A 26,238-nucleotide genomic window follows, 5' to 3' on the forward strand; every position below is an offset into this window, starting at 1 on the left:
CGTGATGAATCTTTTCTTATGTCACCTCCTTAGCTGTATATCCGCAGCTTTGTCTCACGATTAATGTTGTGGGCAGGGTGACGCGGTGAGGAAGCGTTCGGCCATTGAGGCGGTCAAGCAGCAGTTTTACGCCTGTACGGCCCATCTCCTCTGTGTACACCTTCACCGTCGTTAATGGCGTGCTGGCAAATTCAGCTTCTTCAATGCCGTTAAAGCTGACGATCGCCGTATCCTGCGGCACTTGGAGTCCGGCTTCCTGAAGCGCTTTTAATGCGCCGATCGCCATGGAATCGCTGGCGATAAAAAATGCTTCCGGCAGATTGCCTTGAGCGATTGCTTTCTTCATTAGGCGATAGCCCTCACGCATGCTGTATTCTCCGATCAGCACATGCTCAGGCTGGGGGGCGGCGGACTCCAAAAAGGCGGTCAGCCGTTTGTCTTCAATGGTTCTGCGAATGCTTTGGCCGTCCTTCAGCGTATGCTCTTTTTCTTGTCCGCCAATGTAGCCTAACCGTTTGTAGCCTAGATCGAAAAGGTGATCAATCGCCTGGCGTGAAGCGGATTCAAAATCGATGCCAATCGAATCGTATGCTTGAGGATCGGGAGAATGATTGATAAATACGGCATGCTCCAGCCTTCCGCTGATATGCTTAACCGCTTCATCATGAACACGGCCGATGACAATAACACCATCCAGTTCCCGAAAGATATGCTCCTGAAAGGAACCGAGATGAATCGAATTCGTAATGAAAATTTCCTGTTCAAAGCATTCTTTTTCAATGCCTTTGCGAATCGAAGAAAAATAAGGGTCCTGCCGTTCCTGATCGGGAGACAGGCAGCTCAGCACCCCGATCAGCGGCTGGGCCCGCTGTTTTTGCCCGCGGGCTTTCCGGCGTTTGGCAACCGTTTGATAGCCTAGCTCTTCTGCAATATTGATGACTCTTTGTCTCGTTTCGCCTGCAACAGAAAGCGACTCATCTTCATTTAAAATTCTGGACACAGTCGCACTGGAAACATTAGCTTTCAAGGCGATATCTTTAATCCTAACCATAGGTATCCCTCTCATCTATTTAGTAAAATATTAACTCATCTGTTTTTGATAAATTGATACTATCATATAGAAGTAAACGGTTACAATAATTAATTTCAGAATATTTCGTTATGTTTACTAAATATTTAGTAAATGATGCGATTTGCATTGGAAAAATAAAGGGGAAACCAGATCCATCTCGTAAATGTGAAGTAAGCGAATAAGGAAGGGTGATGGAATGAGAGCGAAAAGAAGAAAGCAGCTGTTTCAATTGCTTGGAGATTTGCCTGAACGGAGGGAAATCAGTACGGAGATATTGCGTATTGAAGAAAGAGAAGGAAACATCATTGAAACGCTCCTGCTCGATCTAAACGGACATGAAAAGGTGCCTGCTTATTTTGTGAAACCGAAGTCTGCAGAAGGGCCGTGTCCAGCCGTATTGTTTCAGCATTCGCATGGAGGCCAGTATGATAGGGGGAAAAGTGAACTGATTGAAGGAGCGGATTATTTGAAAGCGCCTTCTTTTTCCTGTGAGCTGACGTCTCTCGGGTACAGCGTACTTGCGATAGATCATTGGGGATTTGGAGATCGGCGGGGAAAAGCGGAAAGCGAGATTTTTAAAGAAATGCTTCTTACCGGAAGAGTGATGTGGGGCATGATGATTTATGACAGTGTAAGAGCGTTAGATTATATGCAGTCTCGGCCTGATGTCCAGCCTGACAGAATCGGAACCATCGGCATGTCTATGGGAGGGTTGATGGCGTGGTGGACAGCAGCGCTCGATGACCGGATTAAGGTGTGCGTGGATTTGTGCAGCCAGGTAGATCATCACGTGCTGATGAAAACACGGAATCTTGATCGGCACGGCTTTTATTATTACGTCCCGTCGCTTGCAAAGCATTTTTCCGCATCGGAGATCCAAAGCATGATCGCGCCGCGCCCACATCTTAGCCTTGTTGGTGAACAAGACCGGTTAACGCCGGCTGAGGGTGTGAACAAAATCGAAAAAGAATTGACAGCTGTGTATGCTGGACAGGGAGCTTCTGAGTGCTATCGGGTGGTCCGTTCCGCTTCGGGGCATTTCGAAACAGCAGTCATGAGGCATGAAGCTGTCCGGTTTTTGCAAAAGTGGCTGTGACTGCCACGGGAAAATTGGCAGAAAGGCGCAGATTTGAGCGAGGGAAGTGGAACCAATGGAAGGACAAGACATATTGGATTGGGCTTTCCGGTGGCATCTCAATCCATTAAGCTGGTATATTCGCCCTCTCTTTTTACTAGTATTGGTTTATGCTGCGTATAAGCGCAGCTGGAAAGGGATCATCATCACTTTTGTATTGATGATGAGCAGTATGGTCTGGTTTCCGGAACCTAAGAAGATTTATCTGCAAATGCAAAAAGTGCTGGAATTTGAGCAAATGCTTTTAAGCAGTCCGATCTCGGCTGTTTTAACAATTGTTTTCATGATGGTTTTGATCGGTTTTATTTTGGCTGCTTTTTGGAAGCGCTCACTTGTATTAGGTGTAATCCTATTTAATGTGACACTTGCTGGGAAGGTGGCCCTGTCTTTACTTTTCACAGGTGAGAATGGCTGGGCACCGTTAGGCAATACGATTTTTGGGCTGATGATGGTAAATGGGATCGGCTTGTTCATCAAGTATCGAAATCGTAAAAAACGCAGAGGAATAGACATCTAAGGGCCAGGACCGTTTTACTGTAAAACGGTCTTTTTGCTCGTTTCAGAAAGCAGCCCAAAAACAAAATGGAGATTTCTTATATTGACAGAATCATATGTGAATAATAATATTCTAATTGTTAACCTTTATTTATAATCGGTTAACAATTAGAATAGGATGTAATACACGTTCTTCAGTTATCAGTGAAAGGGCGAGAAACGATGCAAGAAGAAACATTTTATAGTGTCAGAATGAGGGCTTCTATGAATGGATCTCATGAAGACGGCGGAAAGCATATATCCGGCGGAGAACGGCTTATTCCTTTCCATGAGATGAAACGTACAATCAATGCCTTATTAGAAAAAGGGTTATCCCATTCAAGAGGAAAACCTGATTTTATGCAAATTCAATTTGAAGAGGTACATGAACCGTTAAAAACCATTCAGCCATTGCCTGTGCATACGAATGAAGTGAGCTGCCCGGAAGAGGGACAAAAGCTTGCTCGATTGTTATTGGAAAGAGAAGGCGTTCCGCGAAAAGTGATTGAAAAAGTATATGAACAAATCCCTGAATGGTCGGGTGTCAGGGGAGCTGTGGTGTTTGATATTCACACCGGCAAGCGGTTCGATCAAACAAAAGAAAAAGGGGTGCGTGCCTCCAGAATGGATTGGCCGGACGCCAATTTTGAAAAATGGGCGCTTCACTGTCACGTGCCGGCACATTCAAGAATAAAAGAGGCACTTGCACTCGCTTCAAAGGTCAGTCAGCACCCGGCAGCCGTTGCAGAATTATGCTGGTCAGATGACCCTGATTACATAACAGGCTACGTTGCGGGTAAGAAAATGGGCTATCAGCGTATTACAGCAATGAAAGAATACGAGACAGAAGAGGGCTGCCGAATCTTTTTTATTGATGGCTCCAAAGATGTAAACACGTACATACATGATCTGGAGAAGCAGCCTATTTTGATAGAGTGGGAGGAAGAGCATGACTTATGATTTGATAGAAAAAAGCAAAAAGCACCTCTGGCTGCCGTTTACCCAAATGAAAGATTATGATGAAAACCCCTTAATCATCGAAAGCGGCACTGGAATCAAAGTCAAAGACATATACGGCAAGGAATACTATGACGGTTTTTCTTCTGTTTGGCTTAATGTCCACGGGCATCGCAAAAAGGAATTAGATGACGCGATAAAAAAGCAGCTCGGAAAAATCGCGCACTCCACGTTATTGGGTATGACCAACGTTCCTGCAACTCAGCTTGCCGAAACTTTAATCGACATCAGTCCAACAAAGCTCACGCGAGTCTTTTATTCAGACAGCGGCGCAGAGGCGATGGAAATAGCCTTGAAAATGGCGTTTCAATATTGGAAGAACATCGGAAGACCTGAGAAACAAAAATTTATCGCAATGAAAAATGGGTATCACGGTGATACGATTGGCGCCGTCAGTGTCGGTTCAATTGAACTGTTCCACCACGTATACGGGCCGTTAATGTTTGATAGTTACAAAGCTCCGATTCCTTATGTGTATCGCTCTGAAAGCGGCGATCCTGATGAGTGCCGTGATGAGTGCCTGCGAGAGCTTGAACAGCTGCTCGAGGAACATCATGAGGAAATTGCCGCGCTTTCCATTGAATCAATGGTTCAAGGAGCGTCCGGTATGATCGTGATGCCGGAAGGATATTTGGCAGGCGTGCGCGAGCTATGTACAACATACGATGTCTTAATGATCGTTGATGAAGTCGCCACAGGCTTTGGCCGTACCGGAAAAATGTTTGCGTGTGAGCACGAAAATGTCCAGCCTGATCTGATGGCTGCCGGCAAAGGCATTACAGGAGGCTATTTGCCAATCGCCGTTACGTTTGCCACTGAAGACATCTATAAGGCATTCTATGATGATTATGAAAACCTAAAAACCTTTTTCCATGGCCATTCCTATACAGGAAATCAGCTTGGTTGTGCGGTTGCGCTTGAAAATCTGGCATTATTTGAATCTGAAAACATTGTGGAACAAGTAGCAGAAAAAAGTGAAAAGCTCCATTGCCTTCTTCAAGATCTGCACACGCTTCCTCATGTTGGGGATATTCGGCAGCTTGGTTTTATGTGCGGCGCGGAGCTCGTTCAGTCAAAGAAAACCAAAAAGGCTTACCCTGCTGATCGGCGGGTTGGATACAAAGTTTCCTTAAAGATGCGAGAGCTTGGCATGCTGACAAGGCCGCTGGGGGACGTGATTGCATTTCTGCCTCCTCTCGCCAGCACAGCTGAAGAGCTCGCGGAAATGGTTGCCATTATGAAACAAGCGATCCAAGAGGTTACCAGTCTTGAAGATTGACGCCTGGTTAAACGAGCGATTAGACAGGGTAAAGGAAGCCGGCGTTTACCGCAACCTGCGGACAATGAAGGGGGCTCCGATTCCAGAGAGGAAAATTGATGGCAAGAATCAAACGGTCTGGTCCTCAAACAATTATTTAGGACTCGCTAGCCACAGCCGCTTGATCTCTGCAGCCCAAGAGGCACTGCAGCAATTTGGGGCGGGAAGCAGCGGATCACGTTTAACGACGGGCAATTCGGTCTGGCATGAAAAGCTTGAAAAAAAGATTGCCGGCTTTAAACGGACAGAAGCGGCTTTACTGTTTTCGAGCGGTTATTTGGCCAATGTCGGTGTCCTTTCATCATTACCAGAAAAAGAAGATGTCATTTTAAGTGATCAATTGAATCATGCAAGTATGATTGACGGCTGCCGTCTGTCTAAGGCTGATACAGTTGTTTATCAGCATATTGATATGGATGATCTTGAAAACAAGCTGAATGAAACACAGCGTTATCAGCGCCGTTTTATCGTTACAGACGGAATATTCAGCATGGATGGCACGATAGCCCCTCTTGATCAGATCATCTCACTTGCCAAACGCTATCATGCTTTCGTAATCGTTGATGATGCCCACGCCACAGGTGTTTTGGGTGAATCAGGAGGAGGAACGAGTGAATACTTTGGTGTTTGTCCTGACATTGTGATCGGCACCTTAAGCAAAGCTGTCGGTACAGAAGGAGGTTTTGCTGCAGGTTCAGCGGTCTTCATCGACTTTTTGCTGAACCATGCAAGAACATTTATCTTTCAAACCGCTATTCCGCCAGCCAGCTGTGCGGCGGCTCACGAGGCTTTCAACATCATTGAAACCAGCGGGGAAAAACGTCAGCTTTTAATTTCTTATATCAACATGATCAGAACCAGTCTGAAGAACATGGGTTATTTGGTAAAGGGGGATCACACGCCGATTATTCCTGTGGTCATCGGCGATGCCTGTAAAACGGTCACATTTGCTGAAAAGCTGCAGGACAAAGGGATTTATGCCCCTGCCATTCGGCCGCCAACCGTACCGCCAGGTGAAAGCCGGATCCGGTTAACAATTACTGCTGACCACAGGGCGAGTGATATTGATCATTTGCTGACATCATTTCATTCAATTGGAAAGGAGCTGCACATCATTTGAGGGGTTTTTTTGTGACAGGAACAGATACAGAAGTGGGGAAAACGGTTATATCCAGCGGTCTTGCCGCTTTATTGCGAGAACATAACAGAGATGTCGGGGTGTTTAAACCTTTTTTAAGCGGTATTTCTCGTCATCATCCGGAGAGCGACACTAGTCTGCTGAAAGAGACGTCGCAGACGAGTCTTTCTCATGAAGACATTACGCCTTTTGCCTTCAAAGCACCGCTTGCGCCATACGTTGCAGGAAAGCTGGAGGGAAAGGCTGTCACCATGGAAGAGGTCTTGAGCCATTGGGAGCGGATAAGAGAAAAACATGAATGCTTCATCGTAGAAGGTGCGGGCGGTATATCTGTGCCGTTGGGAGAGGATTTTTTAGTCAGTCATGTCATAAAAGCGTTGCAGCTTCCCATGATCATTGTGGCACGGCCTCATCTCGGAACAATTAATCATACCTTTTTAACTGTCCAATATGCGAAAAGTATGAGTCTTCCAATCGCCGGAATTGTCATCAATGGGATCAGTGATTCTCCTGATGATGATGAAAAAACCAATCCTGAGATGATTGAGCGCTTATGCGGTGTGCCGATTTTAGGGGTTACGCCGAAGCTTGCCAACGTTACGAAAGAAACGGTTCTTCATATGGTAAAAGACCATATCAATCTATCATTACTGATGAATCAAGTGGGGGTATGAGAATGAATCAATGGATGGAACTCGCAGACCGGGTGCTGGCAGGAGCAGAAGTGACCGACGAAGAGGCGCTTTCGATATTAAACTGTCCAGATGAAGATATTTTGCTTTTGATGCACGGGGCTTTTCAAATCAGAAAACACTTTTATGGAAAAAAAGTGAAGCTCAATATGATTATGAATGCGAAATCAGGACTCTGTCCGGAAAATTGCGGCTATTGTTCACAGTCTTCAATTTCAAAAGCGCCGATACAGGCTTATCGGATGGTGAATAAGGAAACGCTTCTGGAAGGCGCAAAGCGGGCGCACGATCTGAATATCGGCACATATTGTATCGTGGCAAGCGGCAGGGGACCTTCAAACAGAGAAGTGGATCAGGTCGTAGACGCGGTGCAGGAAATTAAAGAAACGTATGGACTGAAGGTTTGCGCGTGTCTCGGACTGTTAAAGCCGGAGCAGGCGAAGCGGCTGAAAGAAGCCGGAGTAGACCGCTATAATCATAATTTGAATACGTCACAGAGAAACCATTCAAACATCACGACTTCACATACATACGATGACAGGGTCAATACAGTCGAACTCGCAAAAGAATCGGGGCTGTCTCCGTGTTCAGGCGCCATTATCGGGATGAAGGAGACGCAACAGGACGTCATCGATATTGCAAAAAGCTTAAAGGCTCTTGACGCGGATTCCATTCCGGTGAATTTTTTGCATGCGATTGACGGCACGCCATTAGAAGGCGTCAACGAATTAAACCCGCTCTATTGTTTAAAAGTGCTGGCGCTGTTCCGTTTTATCAATCCGTCAAAAGAAATCCGCATTTCTGGAGGAAGAGAGGTCAATCTCCGCTCATTGCAGCCATTAGGGCTTTACGCCGCTAACTCCATTTTTGTCGGAGATTACTTAACAACTGCCGGGCAGGAGGAGACGGAGGACCATAAAATGCTGAATGATTTAGGCTTTGAAGTCGAATCAGTCGAAGAAATGAAGGCCAGTTTAAGTGCGAAAAGCTGAGAGAATCACTAAAAGCAATCGGTGTGATGTCGATTGCTTTTATTTTTGAACAGAAAGGAGAAGATCACATGACAATTGCATTTCCAACTGCATCTTCTGAGTTTTTGAAAAACCCATATCCTTTTTACGAAATATTGCGCGCTATTCATCCTATATATAAAGGGAGTTTCTTGAAATACCCGGGCTGGTATGTCACAGGATATGAAGAAACAGCAGCTATTTTGAAAGATACCAGATTCAAAGTCCGTCCCCCGCTCCCTAAGGCGTCAATCAAATATCAGGATCTTCAGCATGTGCAAAGCCAGATGATGCTGTTTCAGAATCAGCCTGATCATAGACGATTGCGGACGCTGGCCAGCGGAGCGTTTACTCCGAGAATGGCAGAGAGTTATCGTCCGTATATCGATGAAACTGTCCATCATTTGCTCGATCGAGTGCAAGGTGAAAAAAAGATGGAGGTGATTTCGGACTTTGCTTTTCCTTTAGCAAGCTTCGTCATAGCCAACATTATAGGTGTACCGAAGGAAGATAGGGAGCAATTAAAAGAATGGGCTGCGAGTCTCATTCAAACGATTGATTTTACCCGGTCAAGAAAGGCATTAACAGAGGGTAATCATATCGTTGTACAGGCTATGGCATATTTTAGAGAGCTGATTCAAAAGCGAAAACGGCATCCGCAGCAGGATATGATCAGTATGCTCTTGAAAGGGAAAGAAAAGGATAAGCTGACGGAAGAGGAAGCGGCATCTACGTGCATATTACTGGCGATCGCCGGACATGAGACAACCGTCAATCTCATCAGCAATTCAATTCTTTGCCTGCTGCAGCACCCACAACAGCTTTTGAAGCTAAAAGAAAACCCAGATCTTATTGGCACTGCTGTTGAGGAATGTTTACGCTATGAAAGCCCCACGCAAATGACAGCCAGAGTTGCATCGGAAGATATTGACATCAGCGGGGTGACGATCCGTCAAGGGGAACAAGTCTATCTTTTGTTAGGGGCTGCCAATCGAGATCCAAACATATTTGCGCACGCCGAGGTCTTCGATATTACGAGAAGCCCTAATCCTCACCTTTCATTCGGGCATGGCCATCATGTTTGCCTAGGATCCTCGCTGGCACGATTAGAAGCACAAATTGCGGTCAATACCCTGCTGCAGCGAATGCCCGGCCTTAAACTGGCTGATTCTGAATGGCGGTACCGGCCGCTTTTTGGCTTTCGGGCGCTTGAAGAGCTGCCGGTGACTTTTGAATAAACCTAGCATGTGAGTGCCAAAAAAAGTGTCAGCCCCGCTGAAAATGGGCAATCTATAAAAAAGGGGAGTGAACACAGTGAAAAAAGTGCTGATCGCCGGCGGAAATGGTGTAATTGGAAGACTGCTGGCTGAAGGGCTTAGATCAGATTATGAAGTGACAGTGCTTGATAAAGATCATTTCAATGGCACAGCCTCTTCCATTCAAGCTGACGCAGCAAATTATGCTGAGCTGTTAAAGAAGATTCCGAAAGACACTGATGTAATCTTGAATTTACTGGCTGTCAAAATCAAATACGATGTCATGGACATCGCTGAATTTGAGAAAATGACGGATGTTTTCTATAAGGCAAGCTATTATCTGTGCCGCGCCGCAGCGGAGCTGGGCATTGAAAAGCTCGTGTTCGCCAGCAGCAATCATGTCACAGATGTATACGAAAAAGACGGGCGTTCGCTCTTAGGACGGGAGATCACAACAAGCGATTATCCGCTGTCAAAAAACTTGTACGGTGTATTAAAGCTGACCTCGGAACAGATCGGCCATTTGTTTTATTTGGAAAATAAGCTTTCAGTGATCAATCTTCGCATTGGAACAGTTGTCACTGATGAAATGGATACGCTGCATGAAAAAGAACGGACGAAAAAGACACTGCTTTCTCATCCCGATCTGCTGTCGATTTTCAAAGCCGCTATTGAAACCAATATCCGGTACGGCACTTATTACGCTGTCTCTGACAATCCGGGCCGGCCATGGTCCATTGAATCCGCTGTCAATGAACTTGGTTTTTCACCACAAATCAATACAGCCGAGCTTCTGAATGAGGAAGAGAACGGAGCATAATCATTTTCTAAGATTATGCTCTTTTTCTTTTGTCATCGGTTTTAATCCACGGCAGTCCCCGCCGGGCCGGGGACTCTGTTCAAATGATTATAGACATGGCAATCACAGATTTGCTACATTTTAGACACGATATCGTCACATGCTGCAGCTCGTTCAGAAAAGAATGATAACGCTTACAAAAGAGAGGTGGGAGCTATCGCACATTCATTGAAAAGTCGCCTGTTTGATATTTTGATTTACGGGTTTTTGCTGATGTTCGCTTTAATATGCGTACTTCCGTTTATTCATGTCATCGCAGCATCCTTCGCCACAGTAGAAGAAGTCGTGTCGAAAAAATTCATTTTAATACCGACCACTTTTTCGCTTGATGCTTATCGTTACATTTTTTCAACAGATATTATTTATAAGAGTTTGCTTGTTTCTGTGTTTGTGACAGTGATAGGCACTGCGGTCAGCATGTTTCTTTCTTCACTGATGGCTTACGGATTATCCCGTCGTGATTTAATCGGCAGGCAGCCGCTCATGTTTCTCGTTGTATTTACGATGCTTTTCAGCGGCGGCATGATTCCGACTTTCCTTGTAGTCAAATCACTCGGATTGCTTGATTCTTACTGGGCCCTCATTTTGCCGACAGCCATTAATGCCTTTAACCTAATCATTCTGAAAAACTTTTTTCAAAATATCCCGGCGAGCCTGGAGGAGTCCGCGAAAATTGACGGATGCAATGACCTGGGCATTTTCTTTAAAATTGTGCTGCCGCTGTCACTTCCTGCGATCGCAACGATTTCACTATTTTATGCGGTAACATATTGGAACACGTATATGACGGCGATTTTGTACTTAAATGATTCAGCTAAATGGCCGATTCAGGTGCTTCTGCGCCAAATCGTGATTGTATCAAGCGGGATGCAGGGGGATATGTCAGAAATGGGGTCGGGCAGCCCGCCGCCTGAGCAAACCATTAAAATGGCCGTGATTGTGGTGGCGACCATCCCGGTTCTGCTTGTCTATCCTTTTATACAAAAGCATTTTGCAAAAGGAGCTTTGCTGGGATCTGTCAAAGGATAAAGAATACGAAACGGAGGGGTACGATGGGAAACAAATGGAGGGTGTTTTTGATTGTGCTTGCACTTGCATTTGGCGGAGTGCTGGCGGGCTGTAAAGGGGCTGATCAGTCTTCGGCTGAAGGCAAAGCTGACTCGGATTCAAAGGTGAAGCTGTCTTGGATGGCGATTTTGTATCACCAGCAGCCGCCGAAAGACAGGGCGATTAAAGAAATTGAAAAGCTGACAAATACAGAACTGGACATCACCTGGGTTCCGGATGCGGTGAAAGAAGACAGGCTGAATGCGGCGCTTGCAGCCGGCAATCTTCCGCAAATCGTGACCATCCAAGATATTAAAAATTCGTCAGTCATGAATGCCTTCAGATCAGGAATGTTCTGGGAGATTGGCGATTATATCAAAGATTATCCGAACTTAAGCAAAATGAACAAACTCATTAATAAAAACGTAACAATCGACGGTAAGCTCTACGGGATATACAGAGAGCGTCCGCTATCCAGACAGGGCATCGTCATTCGGAAGGACTGGCTCGACAATTTGAATTTGAAAACGCCGGAAACGCTTGATGAACTTTATAAAGTGGCCAAAGCGTTTACGGAGGACGATCCGGACAAGGATGGAAAAGACGATACATTCGGGCTGACAGACCGCAATGACTTAATTTACGGCGCGTTTAAAACGCTCGGCTCGTATGAAGGCATGCCGACAGATTGGAAGGAATCCAACGGCAAATTCACGCCTGATTTCATGACGAAAGAATACAAAGACACAATGAACTATATGAAAAAACTGCGTGACAACGGCTATATGAATAAGGATTTTCCCGTCACAAGCAAAACCCAGCAGCAGGAGCTGTTTTCTCAAGGAAAAGCCGGCATTTATATTGGGAATATGGTAGATGCGGTTAATCTGCGCGACCATGCCTCCGATAAATCGATGAAGCTTGAAATCATCAACCGCATAAAAGGACCAGATGGGAAAGAGCGGGTGTGGGCATCAGGAGGCCATAACGGCTTGTTTGCTTTCCCGAAAACGAGTGTGAAAACGGAAGCTGAGCTTAAAAGGATATTGGCGTTTTTTGACCGAATTGCCGAAGAAGACGCCTATAGCCTGATGACTTACGGCATTGACGGCGTTCATTACAACAAAGGAGAGGGCAAAACGTTCACACGCGAGGAAAGCCAGGTGAAAGACTGGCAGACTGATATTCAGCCGCTGTCCGCCTTAATCGCCATTGATAAAGCCTACTTAAAAAATACTGGGGATCCGCTTCGGACGGCGTACGAGGAGCTGACGGAAGACAATGAAAAGATCATCGTCTCAAACCCTGCTGAAAGCCTGTACTCCGCCGCGGAGTCGGAGCGGGGAGATGAACTGAAGAAAATCATTGATGACGCGACCTATAAATATATGATAGGAGACATCACAGAAAGCCAGTTTGATAAAGAAGTGGAAAAGTGGGAGTCAAGCGGTGGAAAGCAGATTATTCAGGAATACGAAGAAGCGTTTAAACAAACAAAATAACATTGGAAAAACCCAAAACGCGCGAGCTGTTTTGGGTTTTTTACATGCTTCTTTTTTGCTGGCGATAGTTTCCCGGTGTAATCCCCTCCAGCTTTTTAAATGATCTGATAAAGTTTTGCGAGTTTTTGTATTTCAGCTTTTCGGCAATGTCTTTTACCGCCATGTCAGTTTCGGCAAGCCAGCTTTTCGCCATATGGTGGCGGTAGCCGGAGACATACTCGCTGAATGAAATGCCCATTTCTTTTTTGAAAATGCTGCTTAAATAGTTTGGATTGTAATGCAGCCTGCGGGCGATTTCATCCAGTGTCAAATCGGATTCAAACTCGTGGTGGATGATATGAATGATGTTATCGGAAATATTTTTGTACTGGGCATCCGCGCGGGCGTTTACTTTGTCTGTCATCGGATCAATGAACTCATTTTTGAGCCAGTTTTCGGTATCCTCGAACGTTTTCAGCTCAAAAATTTGGTCATACAGCATTTTGTTTTCTTCAAGCTCGAATAAATCGATCCCGAGCACATGCATCAGCTCAATCACATGATTCAAAAAGCGGGCAATTGCGATTTGGAATTGGTACGGGTTGGTGTTTTGGGTGAAGATGGATTGTAAAATCGCGTGCAGGCATTTGTTCGCTTTCTCCTTGTCCCCCGCTTTGACGGCATCGAACAGCTCATGCTGAAGCTGCTTTGGAAAATGGGTTTTGAAGGTTTTTTTCTGATCAAGGTCTTCGTAAAAGATAATCGATTTGTTTTCCGCTTTGAGCCGGTATTTCAACGCTTCTGAGCCTTCTGCATAGGCTGTTTTTGCCTTTGCCAGCACATCAAACGGCTGGCTGATGCCGATGCTGACAGACAGCTGCAGCTCAGCTTCCGCTTTTTCCTGAATCATCCGCGCAGTCTCATTCAGCTCAGCCATGAACGCTTCCTTCGTCCCGTTCTGGTTGATCAAAATGGTTGCCTGCTGTTTATCCACAACGGCGGGGGCAAGATGCTTGTCCGCCGGGATGTTGCGCTCAATCAGGCTGTTGACGGCAAACAAAAGCAGATCCATATCTTTTTTCTCATAAGGCGTATGATTCAGCGTGTCAATTTGAAGCACAAGCAGGGCGAGATGCCGCCAATTTTGCTCTAAACCGAGGCTTTCAAAGCGGTTATTGACCTCCTCATCCGTCAGTTTTCCAAGCATGAGCCTGACCATGAAATATTGCTGTAAATGAGTCGCCTGCTGTTTCATCGTTTCTTCAAGGTCGTCATTTCTGTCTTTCAGCTGCTTAAAGCTCTGTTCAATTAACTCAAACTCATTTTGAGGCGGCTGTTTCTCTTGTATGGCACCGTGTCTTGCGAATGATTCGTAAAGCACTTTGATCGGCTTGTAAAAATGGTGGGAGCCAAGCCAAGAGAACAATAATGAAAGCGTTAACAAAATAAAGCATACTGTAAAGGTGATCCAGCCGATTGATTTTGCTTCTTTTTTTAATTCAGGCAAGGAAACGAGAGAAAAATAAGTCCATGTGTTATAGTCTGATTTTTGATAGGTGACTTTATATTGAATCCGGTCTATGACTGTTTCAAACTGTCCGCTTTTGGCGGTCTGCGCCAGCATTTTTTGGACAAAGTCGTCGTTTGGAAGAGATTCACCGATGTCAGACATGTTGTTATGCAGGATGATGCGGCCTTTTTCATCAATGATAAACAGGTTGTTGGCATTTGAATAGTCAGGCATATTTTTGACCAGCGAACAGCTCGGGATGCTTGCGGCGGCCAATCCCTTTGTATTTGTGCTGTTTAAAGGAAGCTGTTTAATCAAATTGATATTGTAGCGGCAGTTGTCTGATGTGCCTTCTTTTGTCGAAATCAAATGATTGTTTTCCTCAAGTGTCCAATACGAGCGGCTCGCTTTGTGTTGCGTGTACGCTGCGGCTGCTTCATGAAGAGAGTCTGTATTCAAGCGGTACAAGCCCGAATTGTTCATGTACCATTTTTTCATATAACTGACTAGCGTCATGTTAGACAGGTCGGTATCAAAGCTTTGCAGATAGTTGAGTTCTTGGTTCACTTGGTTATAGATTTGAAATTGGTCAGAGTGCAAAGGCTTGGACAGTGTGCGAAGGAGAGGCGGCGAACTCACATAGTGGGTTAAAGAGTGATCGACGGTTTTCAAGATATGCTCGATGCTTTGCTGGGTCTGCTGAAGTGTGTCGAGTTTTTCCTCCGAAACGTTGGAGATAGCCGTTTTCTGAGAGTGCTCGTACGAAAACAATCCGACCAGAATGACCGGAATGGTGCTGAGCAGACAGAAAAACGTGATCAGTTTGTAATAAAACTTGTATTGGCTTCTTTTCATAAAACCCCCCATTTCATAACATCCACTTCACCTTAATACAATTAATCCAAACATTGATAGATATTGTCAATAATCATTTTCTAATATCGGTGTCTTTTTTTCAGGTGGAATGGCTGAACCCTTGATCATAAAGGGATAAGGCAGGATGTGATCATATGATTGTAGACGGACTTTTGCCTGCTGCGCTACAGTGAATGCAAGAACCCGTGAAAGGAGGCTTGGAAAAGATGAAAACAGCAGAAGCGCAAGCGCCGGCTGTTGATGCAGTCATTTTTAAAAAAGAAAAAAGAAAGCGCTTACTAAGTAAGCTGATCCAGCAGAAATATTTGTACTTGATGATTTTGCCGGGGTGTATTTATTTTTTGCTTTTTAAATATGTCCCGATGTGGGGAATTGTGATTGCGTTTCAGGATTATCAGCCGTTTCTCGGCATTTTGGGCAGTGAATGGGTCGGGCTGAAGCATTTTATCAGGCTGTTTACTGAGCCTACATTTTTTCTCCTGTTAAAAAACACGCTCGTGTTATTTGCTTTGAACCTGGTTATATTTTTCCCGGTGCCGATTTTGCTGGCGCTTCTATTAAACGAAGTGCGGATCGCTCTCTTTAAAAAATTTGTTCAGACGCTGATTTATATCCCGCATTTTATGTCTTGGGTTATTGTTGTATCGCTTTCGTTTGTGCTTTTAACAGTAGACGGAGGTTTGATTAATGAACTGATTGTGTTTTTTGGCGGCGAAAAAATCAACTTTCTGCTGAACGAAGAATGGTTCCGGCCCCTGTATATTCTGCAGGTCATCTGGAGGGAAGCAGGTTGGTCGACGATCATTTATCTGGCAGCCATTACAGCGGTTGACCCCCAGCTGTATGAAGCGGCGAAAATGGACGGAGCGGGACGGCTGCGGCAAATGTGGCATATTACGCTGCCCGCCATTAAAAGCGTTATTGTCGTTTTGCTGATTTTAAAAATCGGAGACACGCTGGAGCTTGGCTTCGAACATGTGTATTTGCTGTTAAACGCGACAAACAGGGAAGTGGCGGAAATTTTTGATACGTACGTTTACACTGCAGGGCTGAAACAGGGCCAGTTCAGCTACAGTACAGCGGTCGGCGTATTTAAAGCGGCGGTCGGGCTGATTTTGGTCATGCTTGCGAATCGTTTGGCGAAGAAATTTGGCGAGGAAGGAATCTATTAAGAAAGGGATGGGATCAATGGATCAATCAATCGCTGTAAAATCGCCTCTTACGTACGCGGAGGCATTGGCAAAAACCATTATGAACACGTACACAGTGGAGGAGCTGCCGCCTGCAAACCGCTGGCACTACCATCAGGGTGTTTTCTTATGCGGTGTATTGCGGCTCTGGGAAGCAACCGGGCAAAAGCGGTATTTTGAGTATGCGAAGGCCTATGCAGATCTCTTAATTGATGATTATGGCAATCTATTATTCAGAAGGGATGAGCTGGACGCCATTCAAGCGGGACTTATTCTTTTTCCATTATACGAGCATACGAAGGATGAACGGTATGTAAACGCGGCAAAAAGGCTGCGCGGTTTATATGGAACGCTGAACCGGACGTCTGAACAAGGGTTTTGGCATAAGGACGGCTATCCTTATCAAATGTGGCTTGACGGCTTATATATGGGCGGGCCGTTCGCACTGAAATATGCGAATCTGAAGCAGGAGCCGGAGCTGTTTGATCAGGTCGTGCTGCAGGAGTCGCTAATGAGAAAGCATACGAAGGATTCAAAAACCGGACTCTTTTATCACGCCTGGGATGAAGCGAAAAAAATGCCTTGGGCCAATGAAGAGACAGGCTGTTCTCCGGAATTCTGGGCGCGTTCCATCGGGTGGTACGTCATGTCTCTTGCTGACATGATTGAAGAGCTGCCGAAGAAGCATCCAAACCGTCACGTGTGGAAAAAAACGCTGCAGGACATGATTGAAAGCATCTGCCGCTATCAAGACAAGGAGACGGGGTTATGGTACCAGATCGTTGATAAGGGCGACAGGTCCGATAACTGGCTGGAAAGCTCAGGATCCTGTCTGTACATGTACGCAATCGCAAAAGGAATCAATAAAGGATATCTAGACAGAGCTTACGAAACAACACTTTTAAAAGCGTATCAAGGCTTGATTCAGCATAAAACCGAAACGGCAGAAGACGGTGCGTTTCTCGTCAAAGATATATGTGTCGGAACGTCAGCCGGTTTCTATGACTATTATGTCAGCCGCGAAAGAAGCACAAACGATCTGCACGGGGCCGGTGCGTTTATTTTGGCTATGACAGAGCTGGAGACTCTTTTTAGGTCAGCAGAGAAATGATGACAGGTATACGTACGGCTTTGTGTGTGATTGTCTCAGTCCTCTTTTTGGCATCATGCTCAAGCAGGTCGGACGGAATGCATGTCATCCTCTTTTCTGATATGCGGGCAGGCGTACAGGAAAAAATAAAAGAGGCCGCTGAGCAGATGGCCGGGAAGGTGGATATCTTTCCAGCCTATCCGGAAAAACTGCTGACTGAAATCACCGCTCATGAGGGAGATGTCTTCATCGTGCCTGAAGACATGTTTCAAGCTTACGATGATCCGGAAAATTTTCAGCCGTTAGACGAATTGCCATTGGACAAAACATCTCCTTATACAGCTGTTGATCAAAAAACGGGAGAAAAAACAGTCTATGCCGTTCAGATTGAAAAAGGGGGAAAACAGCTGAACGGCTATTCTTTTCGATTGAATCGCAATATGGCGGCGTTTATCCCTGTGTACGCTACAAAAACAGAGGAAGCGCTGCAGCTGATTTCTCAACTAACTGAAGTCCGATAGAGGTGAGGACCATTGAAAAACATCGTCATTTGCGGATTGAGCAGCAGAGCTCTCAGTATGTTTATCAAACCGCTGATGGAGCGGTTTTCAGCACATTATCAGATTACGGGATTGCTGGATGCCGATCCAAAACGTTTTGCCGTTTGCAAAAAGAAGTTTCCCGAGCTTGCCCGCGTGCCGGAGTTTAACGAAGACGCTTTTGATGAAATGATGCGCGTTTCAAAGCCTGATATCGTCATTGTGACAGGCAGGGATGACACACATGTCACATATATCTTAAGAAGCCTTCAGTGGGATACGGATGTGATTACAGAAAAACCAATGGTGACGACGGTGCAGGATGCGAATCGGGTGCTTGGGGCGGAGGCGAAAAGCAAAGGGAAAGTCATCGTCGCGTTTAACTACCGCTACAGCCCGTTTCATCGGAAAATTAAAGAAATGATTCTGGACGGAAAAATAGGCAGGATAACCTCTGTTGATTTGAATTGGTATATTGATACGTATCACGGCGCCAGCTATTTTAAACGCTGGAACCGCTCGAGGCTATTTTCAGGCGGTCTTTCTGTCCATAAATCAACACATCACTTTGACCTCGTCAATTGGTGGCTCGGGCAAAATCCGGCGGAGGTATTTGCTTATGGCGCACTGAATTACTATGGGCCGGACAGTGAGTGGAACCCGCTGCCGGAAGAAGACGGGCGTTTTTGCGGGACGTGCCGGGTTAAAGAAAAATGCCATTACTATTCAAGATGGCATCCCCGCTCCTCCGCAGCTTCTGTAAAGGATGATCATCTCCAAGCGGGAGATCAGTCCAGCTTGTATACTGCATACAGGCCAGACGCGTGTATTTTTGATGAGGAGATTGACATCGAGGATACGTACGTGGCGGCGGTCAAATATGACGGCGGCGCGCTTTTAAGCTACTCGATCATATTCTCCGCCCCGTATGAAGGCTACCGGCTGACGATCAACGGCACAAAAGGGCGTATCGAATCAAATGAATTTCACGAGCCTTCCAGAATTCCGTTTGCTTTTCCTGAGCAGACGATTGAATACTATCCGCTTTTTGAATCAAAGCAGACCATACAGGTGGTCAAAAACGAGGGCGGACACGGCGGAGGCGATCCGCTTTTGCTTGAAGATCTTTTTTTAGGAAAAGATCCGCTGCGCCGCTATGACATTTTAGCTGGGGCTGAAGCAGGGGCCTACTCCATCGCGGTCGGTGAGGGGATATGGCGCTCTGTTGCCGAAAAGAAGCCGATCAACATTAAGAGGCTTTTTCAGATGCAAAATGCATAATGCAGAAAAGGAGGGGCCGCCGTGGAGCATGATGGTTCAATGGGACGGGTGCTGCGCTTTTGCGAGTGGGTCATGAGATTTGCGTATACAAACTTGCTTTGGCTGTTTTTTACGATGATCGGTCTCGGGGTGTTCGGCATCATGCCCGCGACCGCAGCTTTATTCGCTGTCATGCGGAAATGGATCCAGGGGCAGGACAACGTTCCTGTGCTGCAGACTTTTTGGCGGGAATACAAGGCTGAATTTCTCCGTTCTAATCTGATCGGCGCTGTACTGGCGGTTATCGGATTGATCATTTATATCGATTTGGCCTTTATTTATCCGAGTCGTTTCCTTCTGCATGTCCTTCGCTTTGCCATTATGATATTTGGATTTTTGTTCATATCCATGCTTTTTTATGTATTTCCTTTGCTTGTCCATTTTGATTGGAAAAAACGTTTGTATGTGAAGTTTTCGCTCTTGCTCAGTGTGGCGTATTTGCAATATACGCTCGTCATGCTTGCGCTGACTGTCGCTCTCTTTTTCCTGCTTGCGTACCTGCCCGGCATTGTCCCTTTTTTCAGCGTCAGCCTGATCAGCTACTGTCATATGCGAATGGTTTATGCCGTGTTGCTGAAAGTGGAGCAGCAACACGGCGGGCCGCAGAAGAAACGCCATATACGGGAAGCTTTTTATCCGGAGACGAGGTGATCCAGATTTCTCTATCATAATGCTGTTCCAAACGGAATAGATTGGTAGAGAAAGGAGAGCGGATAAGATGCTGAAGGTAGCGGTATTTGATGAAGAGCATGAAAAAGACCTACAGACGGAAATCAATTCATTTCTAAAAGGGATATCGGAGGAGCAGCTGATTGATATCAAATATACGGTTTCGGCGGCGTGCGACCCAGACGGCGAGCAGCTTTACTGTTTTTCCGCCCTTATTTTATATCGCAAATAAAAAGATCTTTCCGCGGGCGCGGAAAGATCTTTTTTGTTAATAAGCCTTTTTCACTCTTGGACTTCTCGGTTTATCGATTTTCTCCGCTTTTCTGATCTCTCTTCGTTCTTTTGAGAGTGATTTATAGAGAGCGGCAATCATCAGCAGGATGACGATAGAAAACGGCAGTGCTGCCAAAATCGCTGTGTTTTGCAAAGCGGCAAGCCCGCCGGAATATAGGAGCACAGCCGCCATGGCGGACTGAATGATGCCCCAGCTGAGTTTCACAGAGTTCGCCGGGTTTAATGAACCGTACGACGTCTGCATGCCCAGCACGAATGTCGCTGAATCAGCAGATGTGATAAAGAATACAGCGATCAGAACCAATGCAAGGATCGATGTCACCATTGTCAGCGGATAGTGATCAAGTGTTCCGAACAGCATCGTTTCAGTTGACATCTTTGCCACATTGAACGTACCTTTCTGCTGAAGATCCATGGCTGATACGCCAAAAATAGAGAACCATAGAAATGCCAAAATACAAGGTGTCACCAAGACGCCGATTAAAAATTCGCGGATCGTCCGGCCTCTGGACACACGGGCGATGAAAATGCCGACAAATGGTGACCAGGAAATCCACCATGCCCAATAGAAAATTGTCCAGCCGTTAATCCATTCGCGTTTTTCAGGATCGTTCGGTGCCAGTCTGAAGCTCATTTGAACGATATTTTGAATATATTGTCCGATAGAATCTGTAAATGAGTTCATAATCAGCACAGTAGGCCCGACGACGAGCATAAACAGCATTAACAATCCGGCCAATGCCATGTTGATGTTGCTCAGATACTTAATGCCTTTTCCGAGTCCGCTCCACGCAGAAAGTAAAAAGAGCACTGTCACAATGGCAATTAAAATAAATTGAACGGCAAAGTTATTCGGAATGCCGAACAGGTAATTCAAACCGCCGTTAATTTGGGTTGCACCGAGACCAAGACTCGTCGACACCCCGACAACAGTGGCGAAAACAGCAATACAGTCAATCAATTTGCCGATCGGGCCGTTTACTTTATCGCCGAGAATCGGTGACAGCGTGCTGCTGATTAATCCGGGAGCGCCTTTACGGAATTGGAAATAGGCGATGCATAATGCCACGACGGCATAAATGGCCCAAGCATGCAGACCCCAGTGGAAAAACGTATAGCGGAGCGCATCTCTGAAGGCTTGGGCGGTTTCTGTTTCACCTGATGGAGAGCTAATTGCGTAATGGCTGATCGGTTCAGCCGCACCATAAAATACTAAGCCGATTCCCATGCCTGCGCTGAACAGCATGGCAAACCATGATAATAACCCGAATTCCGGTTTTTCATCGGGTTTTCCGAGTTTGATTTTTCCGATCGGGCTGAAAATCAAAAAGAGACAGAACCCGACAAACAAAGAGACAACTAAAAGATAATACCAACCAAATGAATTGGTGATAAATGCTTGTGCGGATTGAGACACGTTTTGCAGGCTGTCAGGAGAAATAACGCCCCACAATACAGCTGCAGCTGTGATAACAATCACAATCCAAAATACACTAGATATATGTTTCAAAATTTCTCACCCTCTAAATTTTTGTGTACGCCTATATCTTGCTCGTAGGCTTAGTATGGTCGTACGCTGGCAGATCATCCCTCTCTTAAAATTACCCCGCAATCAGGTGAAACAAAACAAGTCCCACCCTAACATGAATGCGGATAATGTTCAAATGTTCGGTTTATGGTAAGAGTTTAAAAAGTAATGGTTAAGAACGGGCGAATTGTCCGGCATTGAGCCCCGCGAGTCTGCCTGTTACAAGGGCGGACGTAATATTGTATCCGCCTGTGTAGCCGTGGATATCCAAGATTTCGCCGCAAAAATACAGGCCCTCCATTTTTTTAGATGCCATCTTTTTCGGGTCAATTTCTTTTACAGATACCCCGCCACCCGTAACAAATGCCTTATCAAGAGACAGCGTGCCGTTTGCGAGAACGGTAAACTGCTTGCAGTCCTTTACAAATTGTCTGAAAGGGTCCTTCGGCAGCTCAGAAAACGATACGTTAGGAGAGATGCCGTTTTTTTTGAGCAAAAATAGGAGATAGCGCTCCTGCATCCAAGGCTTCAGTACGTTTTTAATGGCTTTTTTCGGTGCTTCCTTCAGTTCTTTGTACATCTTTTGGAATAGCGTTTCTTCATTGATATCCGGATACAAGTCAATTCTGATCGGCACTTGAGGCTGTTTTTTCAGCTCTTTTACGACAAATTGGCTGCATCTGAGAATGGCAGGTCCCGAGATGCCGAAATGGGTAAACAGCATGTCCATTTTATGTGTGATGATCGGTTTTCCTTTTTTATTTAACACACTGACAGCGGTATCTCTTAGTGATAAACCCTGAAGTGTTTTTTGCTTAATGAACGGTTCGGAAGATGTGACAGGAACCTCTGTCGGAAACAGCTCTGTTATAGTATGGCCTGCGGCTTCAGCCCATTCATAGCCGTCTCCCGTGCTTCCGGTATGAGGCACACTTTTACCGCCGACAGCGATAATGACTGCCTGGCTATGGATCATTTCGCCGTTATTCGTCACAATCCCTGCTGTCTGTCCATCTTCATATATGACAGATTTAATTTTCTCGTTCATTCTGATCGTTACGCGGAGCTGTTTCAGCCTGTTTAACAGCGCGTCAACGACACTTTGGGCTTTGTCTGTCACAGGAAACATCCGGCCGTGATCTTCTTCCTTCAATTGAATGCCGAGATTTTCAAAAAACTTGATAATGTCTTCGTTATTAAATTCAGAAAACGCGCTGTATAAAAACCGCCCGTTGCCGGGGATGTGCTTAATAATTTCTTCCACAGGAAGGCGGTTCGTCACATTGCAGCGGCCGCCCCCGGAAATCGCGAGTTTTCGTCCTAATTTATTTCCTTTATCTATCAGCAAAACATCAGCGCCCTGTTCTCCTGCTGCAATTGCAGCCATCAAGCCTGAAGGGCCTCCGCCTATTACGATTACGTCATACTGTTTCATCTTTATCATCAACTTTCTTTTTCCATTTCGTATGCGAACACCCCGTCCGCAGTACTATTATAGCGAAAGAAAGCCTCTCCTTAAACGTCTTTTGCCGCGAACCTGAATCGTTCACAAGATTGCTTTTGTATTTATTACCGTCTAAATGCCCAGTTGTGGTAAAATAGAAAAGTTGAATCTTCGTAGAAAATGGTGATGAAGAAACATGTCAAGCAAACTGTTAAGAGGCACGTTTGTGTTAACGCTCGGTACATATATATCACGGATTCTGGGAATGGTCTATTTAATTCCTTTCAGCATTATGGTCGGAGCGACAGGCGGTGCATTATTTCAATACGGATACAACCAATATACTTTATTTTTGAATATTGCTACGATGGGCTTTCCTGCTGCCGTTTCTAAATTTGTTTCCAAATATAATTCCAAAGGGGATTATGAAACAAGCAGAAAAATGCTCAAGGCGGGCATGTCGATTATGCTTGTCACAGGAATGATTGCCTTCTTCATTCTGTATTTATCAGCGCCGATTTTTGCGGAAATATCGCTGGGAGGCAAGGATAATAACGGCCTGACAATTGACCATGTCGTTTATGTCATCCGCATGGTCAGCTTAGCGCTTTTGGTCGTGCCGATTATGAGCCTTGTCCGGGGATTCTTTCAAGGGCACCAAATGATGGGGCCGACAGCCGTTTCCCAAGTCGTTGAACAGATTGTCCGCATCATCTTTTTATTAAGTGCGACATTCTTAATTTTGAAGGTTTTCAACGGCGGCCTTGTAATCGCTGTCGGTTATGCGACCTTCGCAGCGCTGATCGGCGCCTTCGGAGGACTGATCGTGCTGTATATTTATTGGAACAAACGGAAGGGCAACCTATTGGCGATGATGCCGAATACGGGGCCGACAGCAAACTTAAGCTACAAGAAAATGTTCCTCGAGCTGTTCAGCTATGCCGCTCCGTACGTTTTTGTCGGACTAGCCATCCCTTTGTATAACTATATTGATACAAATACGTTTAACAAAGCAATGATTGAAGCCGGCAATCAAGCCATCAGCCAGGACATGATGGCGATTCTTACCCTGTATGTGCAGAAGCTCGTGATGATCCCGGTTTCCCTTGCAACTGCTTTCGGACTGACATTAATTCCAACGATTACTGAATCGTTTACAAGCGGAAACTATAAACTGCTGAATCAGCAGATTAACCAAACGATGCAGACGATCCTGTTTTTAATTATTCCGGCTGTTGTCGGGATCTCTGTATTGGCAGGGCCGACGTATACATTCTTTTACGGGTCAGAAAGCCTGCATCCTGAACTGGGGGCAGACATTCTGCTTTGGTATTCGCCAGTTGCGATTTTGTTCTCTTTGTTTACGGTCAACGCAGCCATTCTGCAAGGAATCAATAAACAAAAATTTGCGGTTGTCAGCCTTGTGATCGGCGTTGTGATCAAGCTTGTGCTGAATGTTCCGCTGATCAAGCTGATGCAGGCTGACGGTGCGATTTTAGCAACGGCGCTTGGATATATCGCTTCGCTTTTATACGGATTTATCATGATTAAGCGCCATGCAGGCTATTCGTATAAGATATTAGTCAAACGGACTGTTTTGATGCTTGTCTTGTCAGCCATTATGGGTATAGCCGTGAAAATCGTGCAGTGGGTATTAAGCTTCTTTATTTCCTATCAGGATGGTCAGGTGCAAGCTGCGATCGTTGTGGTGATTGCGGCCGCTGTTGGCGGAGCTGTCTACCTGTATTGCGCCTACCGGTTAGGATTTTTGCAGAAAATATTAGGCCGCCGTTTGCCCGGTTTCTTAAAGAGAGGCAGACATGCCGGCTGATGAACAAGATATGAAGAAATAGAGGGCTCGCATGCTGCGGGCTTTCTTTTATAAAGGAGAGATTAGGAATGAGGCTTGATAAGCTGCTTGCCAACAGCGGATATGGTTCCAGAAAAGAAGTCAAAGCCGTTGTGAAGGCGGGGGCTGTCATGGTTGACGGCAAACCGGCCAAAGATGTAAAGACGCACGTTGATCCTGATACGCAGGAGGTAACCGTTTACGGAGAACCGATTGATTACCGGGAGTTCATTTATCTCATGATGAATAAGCCGCAGGGGGTGCTGTCGGCTACTGAGGACAGCCGGCAGCAAACAGTGGTTGATCTGCTGACGCCGGAAGAGATGAGATTTGAGCCGTTTCCGGCAGGCAGGCTTGATAAAGATACAGAGGGCTTTTTGCTGCTCACAAACGACGGCCAGCTTGCACATCGGCTTCTATCGCCTAAAAAGCATGTTCCAAAAACGTATGAAGTCCATTTAAAATCACAGGTTTCGCCGGAAGACATCTCCGATTTGGAAGCGGGTGTCTACATAGAAGGCGGCTATAAAACAAAGCCGGCAAAAGCGGAAATCAAAGCAAACGACAACGGCAATACCGTGATATACCTGACGATTACAGAAGGAAAATACCATCAGGTCAAGCAGATGGCTAAGGCTGTCGGCAATGAAGTGATTTATCTGAAGCGGCTTTCGATGGGGCGTGTTTCCTTGGATCCTGCCCTGGCGCCGGGAGAATACCGTGAGCTTACAGATGAAGAACTTAAGTGGCTGAACGAGCCGCAAGCATGAAAAAACCCCGCATACCGAATGCGGGGTTTTATTTATAAGCACACAAAAACAAGGCTCAGAAGTTTCTTCGCCCCGTATCTATCAGGCCGCTCTCAGGCGGCCCTATGTAATTTTTCAAATTTATGAGGTAATCTTTACTTTCTTTCTCGTTGTCTCCCACTTGCCACGGCTTGGACTATGAACAAGATCATTGTATGCCAACACATTTAAGTCTCTTTGAATCGTTCTAGGTGTAATGCCGAATTCGTCAACCAGTTCCTGTGTTGTCACAAGACCTTTCTCTTGGATAAACATGTAAACTGATTTGATTCGAGTTAGCATACGGTTTGTTGAAGGTTTCAAAAAACCACTCCCTATCATAAGATCGGATGGACTTGACTAACCACAACTCACGACTATCAACTGCGTACGAAATAGCAACAAAGGCAGACATCTATTGTTTTAGATAATTCGCCCTCATTATACACGATATCGCAGTGATGAATCTAGGGATAACTCCTATTAATTTTTTCCAATTTTAGTTGGGCAGCCATCCTTGTTGGATTACTATGTATTTCGGCTCAATATTATTATGGTTAAAGAAACTTTTTTTATTCTGTT

Annotated in this window: 24 protein-coding genes; 19 read left to right on the forward strand and 5 right to left on the reverse strand. The window is 45.5% G+C overall.

Annotation, left to right across the window (positions count from 1 at the left end):
- Positions 1–16 precede the first annotated feature (16 nt).
- A complete protein-coding gene (locus LWH95_RS15750; protein WP_232919944.1) occupies positions 17–1,051 on the reverse strand; it encodes a LacI family DNA-binding transcriptional regulator in 1,035 nt (344 codons plus the stop codon).
- Positions 1,052–1,268: 217 nt separating this feature from the next.
- Here LWH95_RS15750 and LWH95_RS15755 point away from each other — a divergent pair, with 217 nt between their 5' ends.
- The 11 genes from LWH95_RS15755 (at position 1,269) to LWH95_RS15805 (ending at position 12,580) form a co-directional block, all read left to right on the forward strand.
- On the forward strand, positions 1,269–2,168 hold the full coding sequence (locus tag LWH95_RS15755; RefSeq protein WP_232919945.1) for a dienelactone hydrolase family protein: 900 nt from the start codon (positions 1,269–1,271) through the stop codon (positions 2,166–2,168).
- Between the two features lie 55 nt (positions 2,169–2,223).
- Positions 2,224–2,724 carry a hypothetical protein gene (locus LWH95_RS15760; protein WP_232919946.1) on the forward strand — a complete coding sequence of 167 codons (501 nt, stop codon included), beginning with the start codon at positions 2,224–2,226 and terminating at the stop codon, positions 2,722–2,724.
- A gap of 200 nt (positions 2,725–2,924) precedes the next feature.
- Positions 2,925–3,701: a 6-carboxyhexanoate--CoA ligase gene (gene bioW, locus LWH95_RS15765; RefSeq protein WP_232919947.1), complete on the forward strand. Its 777-nt coding sequence runs from the start codon at positions 2,925–2,927 to the stop codon at positions 3,699–3,701.
- Complete coding sequence (gene bioA / locus LWH95_RS15770) at positions 3,691–5,037, forward strand: adenosylmethionine--8-amino-7-oxononanoate transaminase (protein WP_232919948.1); 1,347 nt, start codon at positions 3,691–3,693, stop codon at positions 5,035–5,037. The genes bioW and bioA overlap by 11 nt, the downstream gene beginning before the upstream one ends.
- The gene (gene bioF, locus LWH95_RS15775) at positions 5,027–6,196 is read left to right on the forward strand and encodes an 8-amino-7-oxononanoate synthase (RefSeq protein ID WP_232919949.1); all 1,170 of its coding nucleotides are present in this window, start codon (positions 5,027–5,029) and stop codon (positions 6,194–6,196) included. The genes bioA and bioF overlap by 11 nt, the downstream gene beginning before the upstream one ends.
- The gene (gene bioD / locus LWH95_RS15780) at positions 6,193–6,888 is read left to right on the forward strand and encodes a dethiobiotin synthase (RefSeq protein ID WP_003237977.1); all 696 of its coding nucleotides are present in this window, start codon (positions 6,193–6,195) and stop codon (positions 6,886–6,888) included. The genes bioF and bioD overlap by 4 nt, the downstream gene beginning before the upstream one ends.
- Positions 6,889–6,890: 2 nt before the next feature.
- Positions 6,891–7,898 (forward strand): biotin synthase BioB, encoded by a 1,008-nt coding sequence (gene bioB, locus LWH95_RS15785; protein ID WP_133486400.1) that lies wholly within the window; start codon positions 6,891–6,893, stop codon positions 7,896–7,898.
- A 68-nt stretch (positions 7,899–7,966) separates the two neighbouring features.
- Positions 7,967–9,154 (forward strand): cytochrome P450, encoded by a 1,188-nt coding sequence (locus tag LWH95_RS15790; protein WP_232919950.1) that lies wholly within the window; start codon positions 7,967–7,969, stop codon positions 9,152–9,154.
- Between the two features lie 76 nt (positions 9,155–9,230).
- Positions 9,231–9,992 (forward strand): NAD-dependent epimerase/dehydratase family protein, encoded by a 762-nt coding sequence (locus LWH95_RS15795; RefSeq protein ID WP_232919951.1) that lies wholly within the window; start codon positions 9,231–9,233, stop codon positions 9,990–9,992.
- A 207-nt stretch (positions 9,993–10,199) separates the two neighbouring features.
- Positions 10,200–11,060 carry a carbohydrate ABC transporter permease gene (locus LWH95_RS15800; protein WP_072181993.1) on the forward strand — a complete coding sequence of 287 codons (861 nt, stop codon included), beginning with the start codon at positions 10,200–10,202 and terminating at the stop codon, positions 11,058–11,060.
- Positions 11,061–11,083: 23 nt separating this feature from the next.
- Positions 11,084–12,580: an extracellular solute-binding protein gene (locus tag LWH95_RS15805; RefSeq protein ID WP_148982186.1), complete on the forward strand. Its 1,497-nt coding sequence runs from the start codon at positions 11,084–11,086 to the stop codon at positions 12,578–12,580.
- 40 nt (positions 12,581–12,620) lie between these two features.
- Here LWH95_RS15805 and LWH95_RS15810 read toward each other — a convergent pair whose 3' ends face one another.
- On the reverse strand, positions 12,621–14,936 hold the full coding sequence (locus LWH95_RS15810) for a helix-turn-helix domain-containing protein (protein WP_232919952.1): 2,316 nt from the start codon (positions 14,934–14,936) through the stop codon (positions 12,621–12,623).
- A gap of 215 nt (positions 14,937–15,151) precedes the next feature.
- Between LWH95_RS15810 and rmgP the strand changes: the two genes are divergently transcribed.
- The 6 genes from rmgP to LWH95_RS15840 all read left to right on the forward strand — a co-directional run bounded on the left by rmgP (position 15,152) and on the right by LWH95_RS15840 (position 19,985).
- The gene (rmgP, locus tag LWH95_RS15815) at positions 15,152–16,117 is read left to right on the forward strand and encodes a polygalacturonan/rhamnogalacturonan ABC transporter permease (RefSeq protein ID WP_019259219.1); all 966 of its coding nucleotides are present in this window, start codon (positions 15,152–15,154) and stop codon (positions 16,115–16,117) included.
- 7 nt (positions 16,118–16,124) lie between these two features.
- Entirely contained in the window at positions 16,125–17,246 is a 1,122-nt protein-coding gene (gene rmgQ / locus LWH95_RS15820; RefSeq protein ID WP_148982245.1) for an unsaturated rhamnogalacturonyl hydrolase, read from the forward strand.
- Positions 17,243–17,746, forward strand: coding sequence for a lipoprotein YteS (locus tag LWH95_RS15825; RefSeq protein ID WP_232919953.1), 504 nt, complete (start codon positions 17,243–17,245; stop codon positions 17,744–17,746). Before rmgQ ends, LWH95_RS15825 begins: the two co-directional genes overlap by 4 nt.
- A gap of 12 nt (positions 17,747–17,758) precedes the next feature.
- Positions 17,759–19,045: a Gfo/Idh/MocA family oxidoreductase gene (locus tag LWH95_RS15830; RefSeq protein ID WP_232919954.1), complete on the forward strand. Its 1,287-nt coding sequence runs from the start codon at positions 17,759–17,761 to the stop codon at positions 19,043–19,045.
- A gap of 21 nt (positions 19,046–19,066) precedes the next feature.
- Positions 19,067–19,735 carry a YesL family protein gene (locus tag LWH95_RS15835; RefSeq protein ID WP_232919955.1) on the forward strand — a complete coding sequence of 223 codons (669 nt, stop codon included), beginning with the start codon at positions 19,067–19,069 and terminating at the stop codon, positions 19,733–19,735.
- A 67-nt stretch (positions 19,736–19,802) separates the two neighbouring features.
- Positions 19,803–19,985 (forward strand): sporulation protein Cse60, encoded by a 183-nt coding sequence (locus LWH95_RS15840; protein WP_003223398.1) that lies wholly within the window; start codon positions 19,803–19,805, stop codon positions 19,983–19,985.
- Positions 19,986–20,021: 36 nt separating this feature from the next.
- On the opposite strand, the gene opuD is transcribed toward LWH95_RS15840, so the two are convergent.
- Positions 20,022–21,560 (reverse strand): glycine betaine transporter OpuD, encoded by a 1,539-nt coding sequence (opuD, locus tag LWH95_RS15845; RefSeq protein WP_080429050.1) that lies wholly within the window; start codon positions 21,558–21,560, stop codon positions 20,022–20,024.
- 187 nt (positions 21,561–21,747) lie between these two features.
- Positions 21,748–23,010, reverse strand: coding sequence for an NAD(P)/FAD-dependent oxidoreductase (locus LWH95_RS15850; RefSeq protein ID WP_232919965.1), 1,263 nt, complete (start codon positions 23,008–23,010; stop codon positions 21,748–21,750).
- 205 nt (positions 23,011–23,215) lie between these two features.
- Here LWH95_RS15850 and murJ point away from each other — a divergent pair, with 205 nt between their 5' ends.
- Together murJ and LWH95_RS15860 are read left to right on the forward strand one after the other, a co-directional pair.
- On the forward strand, positions 23,216–24,850 hold the full coding sequence (gene murJ, locus LWH95_RS15855) for a lipid II flippase MurJ (RefSeq protein WP_003237946.1): 1,635 nt from the start codon (positions 23,216–23,218) through the stop codon (positions 24,848–24,850).
- 68 nt (positions 24,851–24,918) lie between these two features.
- Positions 24,919–25,638 carry a pseudouridine synthase gene (locus LWH95_RS15860; RefSeq protein ID WP_133486417.1) on the forward strand — a complete coding sequence of 240 codons (720 nt, stop codon included), beginning with the start codon at positions 24,919–24,921 and terminating at the stop codon, positions 25,636–25,638.
- A gap of 120 nt (positions 25,639–25,758) precedes the next feature.
- Here the strand turns inward: LWH95_RS15860 and LWH95_RS15865 are convergent, their stop codons facing one another.
- A complete protein-coding gene (locus LWH95_RS15865) occupies positions 25,759–25,980 on the reverse strand; it encodes a DeoR family transcriptional regulator (protein ID WP_003152337.1) in 222 nt (73 codons plus the stop codon).
- Between the last annotated feature and the right edge of the window lie 258 nt (positions 25,981–26,238).

Source organism: Bacillus sp. G16 (assembly GCF_021282335.1).
GTDB lineage: Bacteria > Bacillota > Bacilli > Bacillales > Bacillaceae > Bacillus > Bacillus inaquosorum.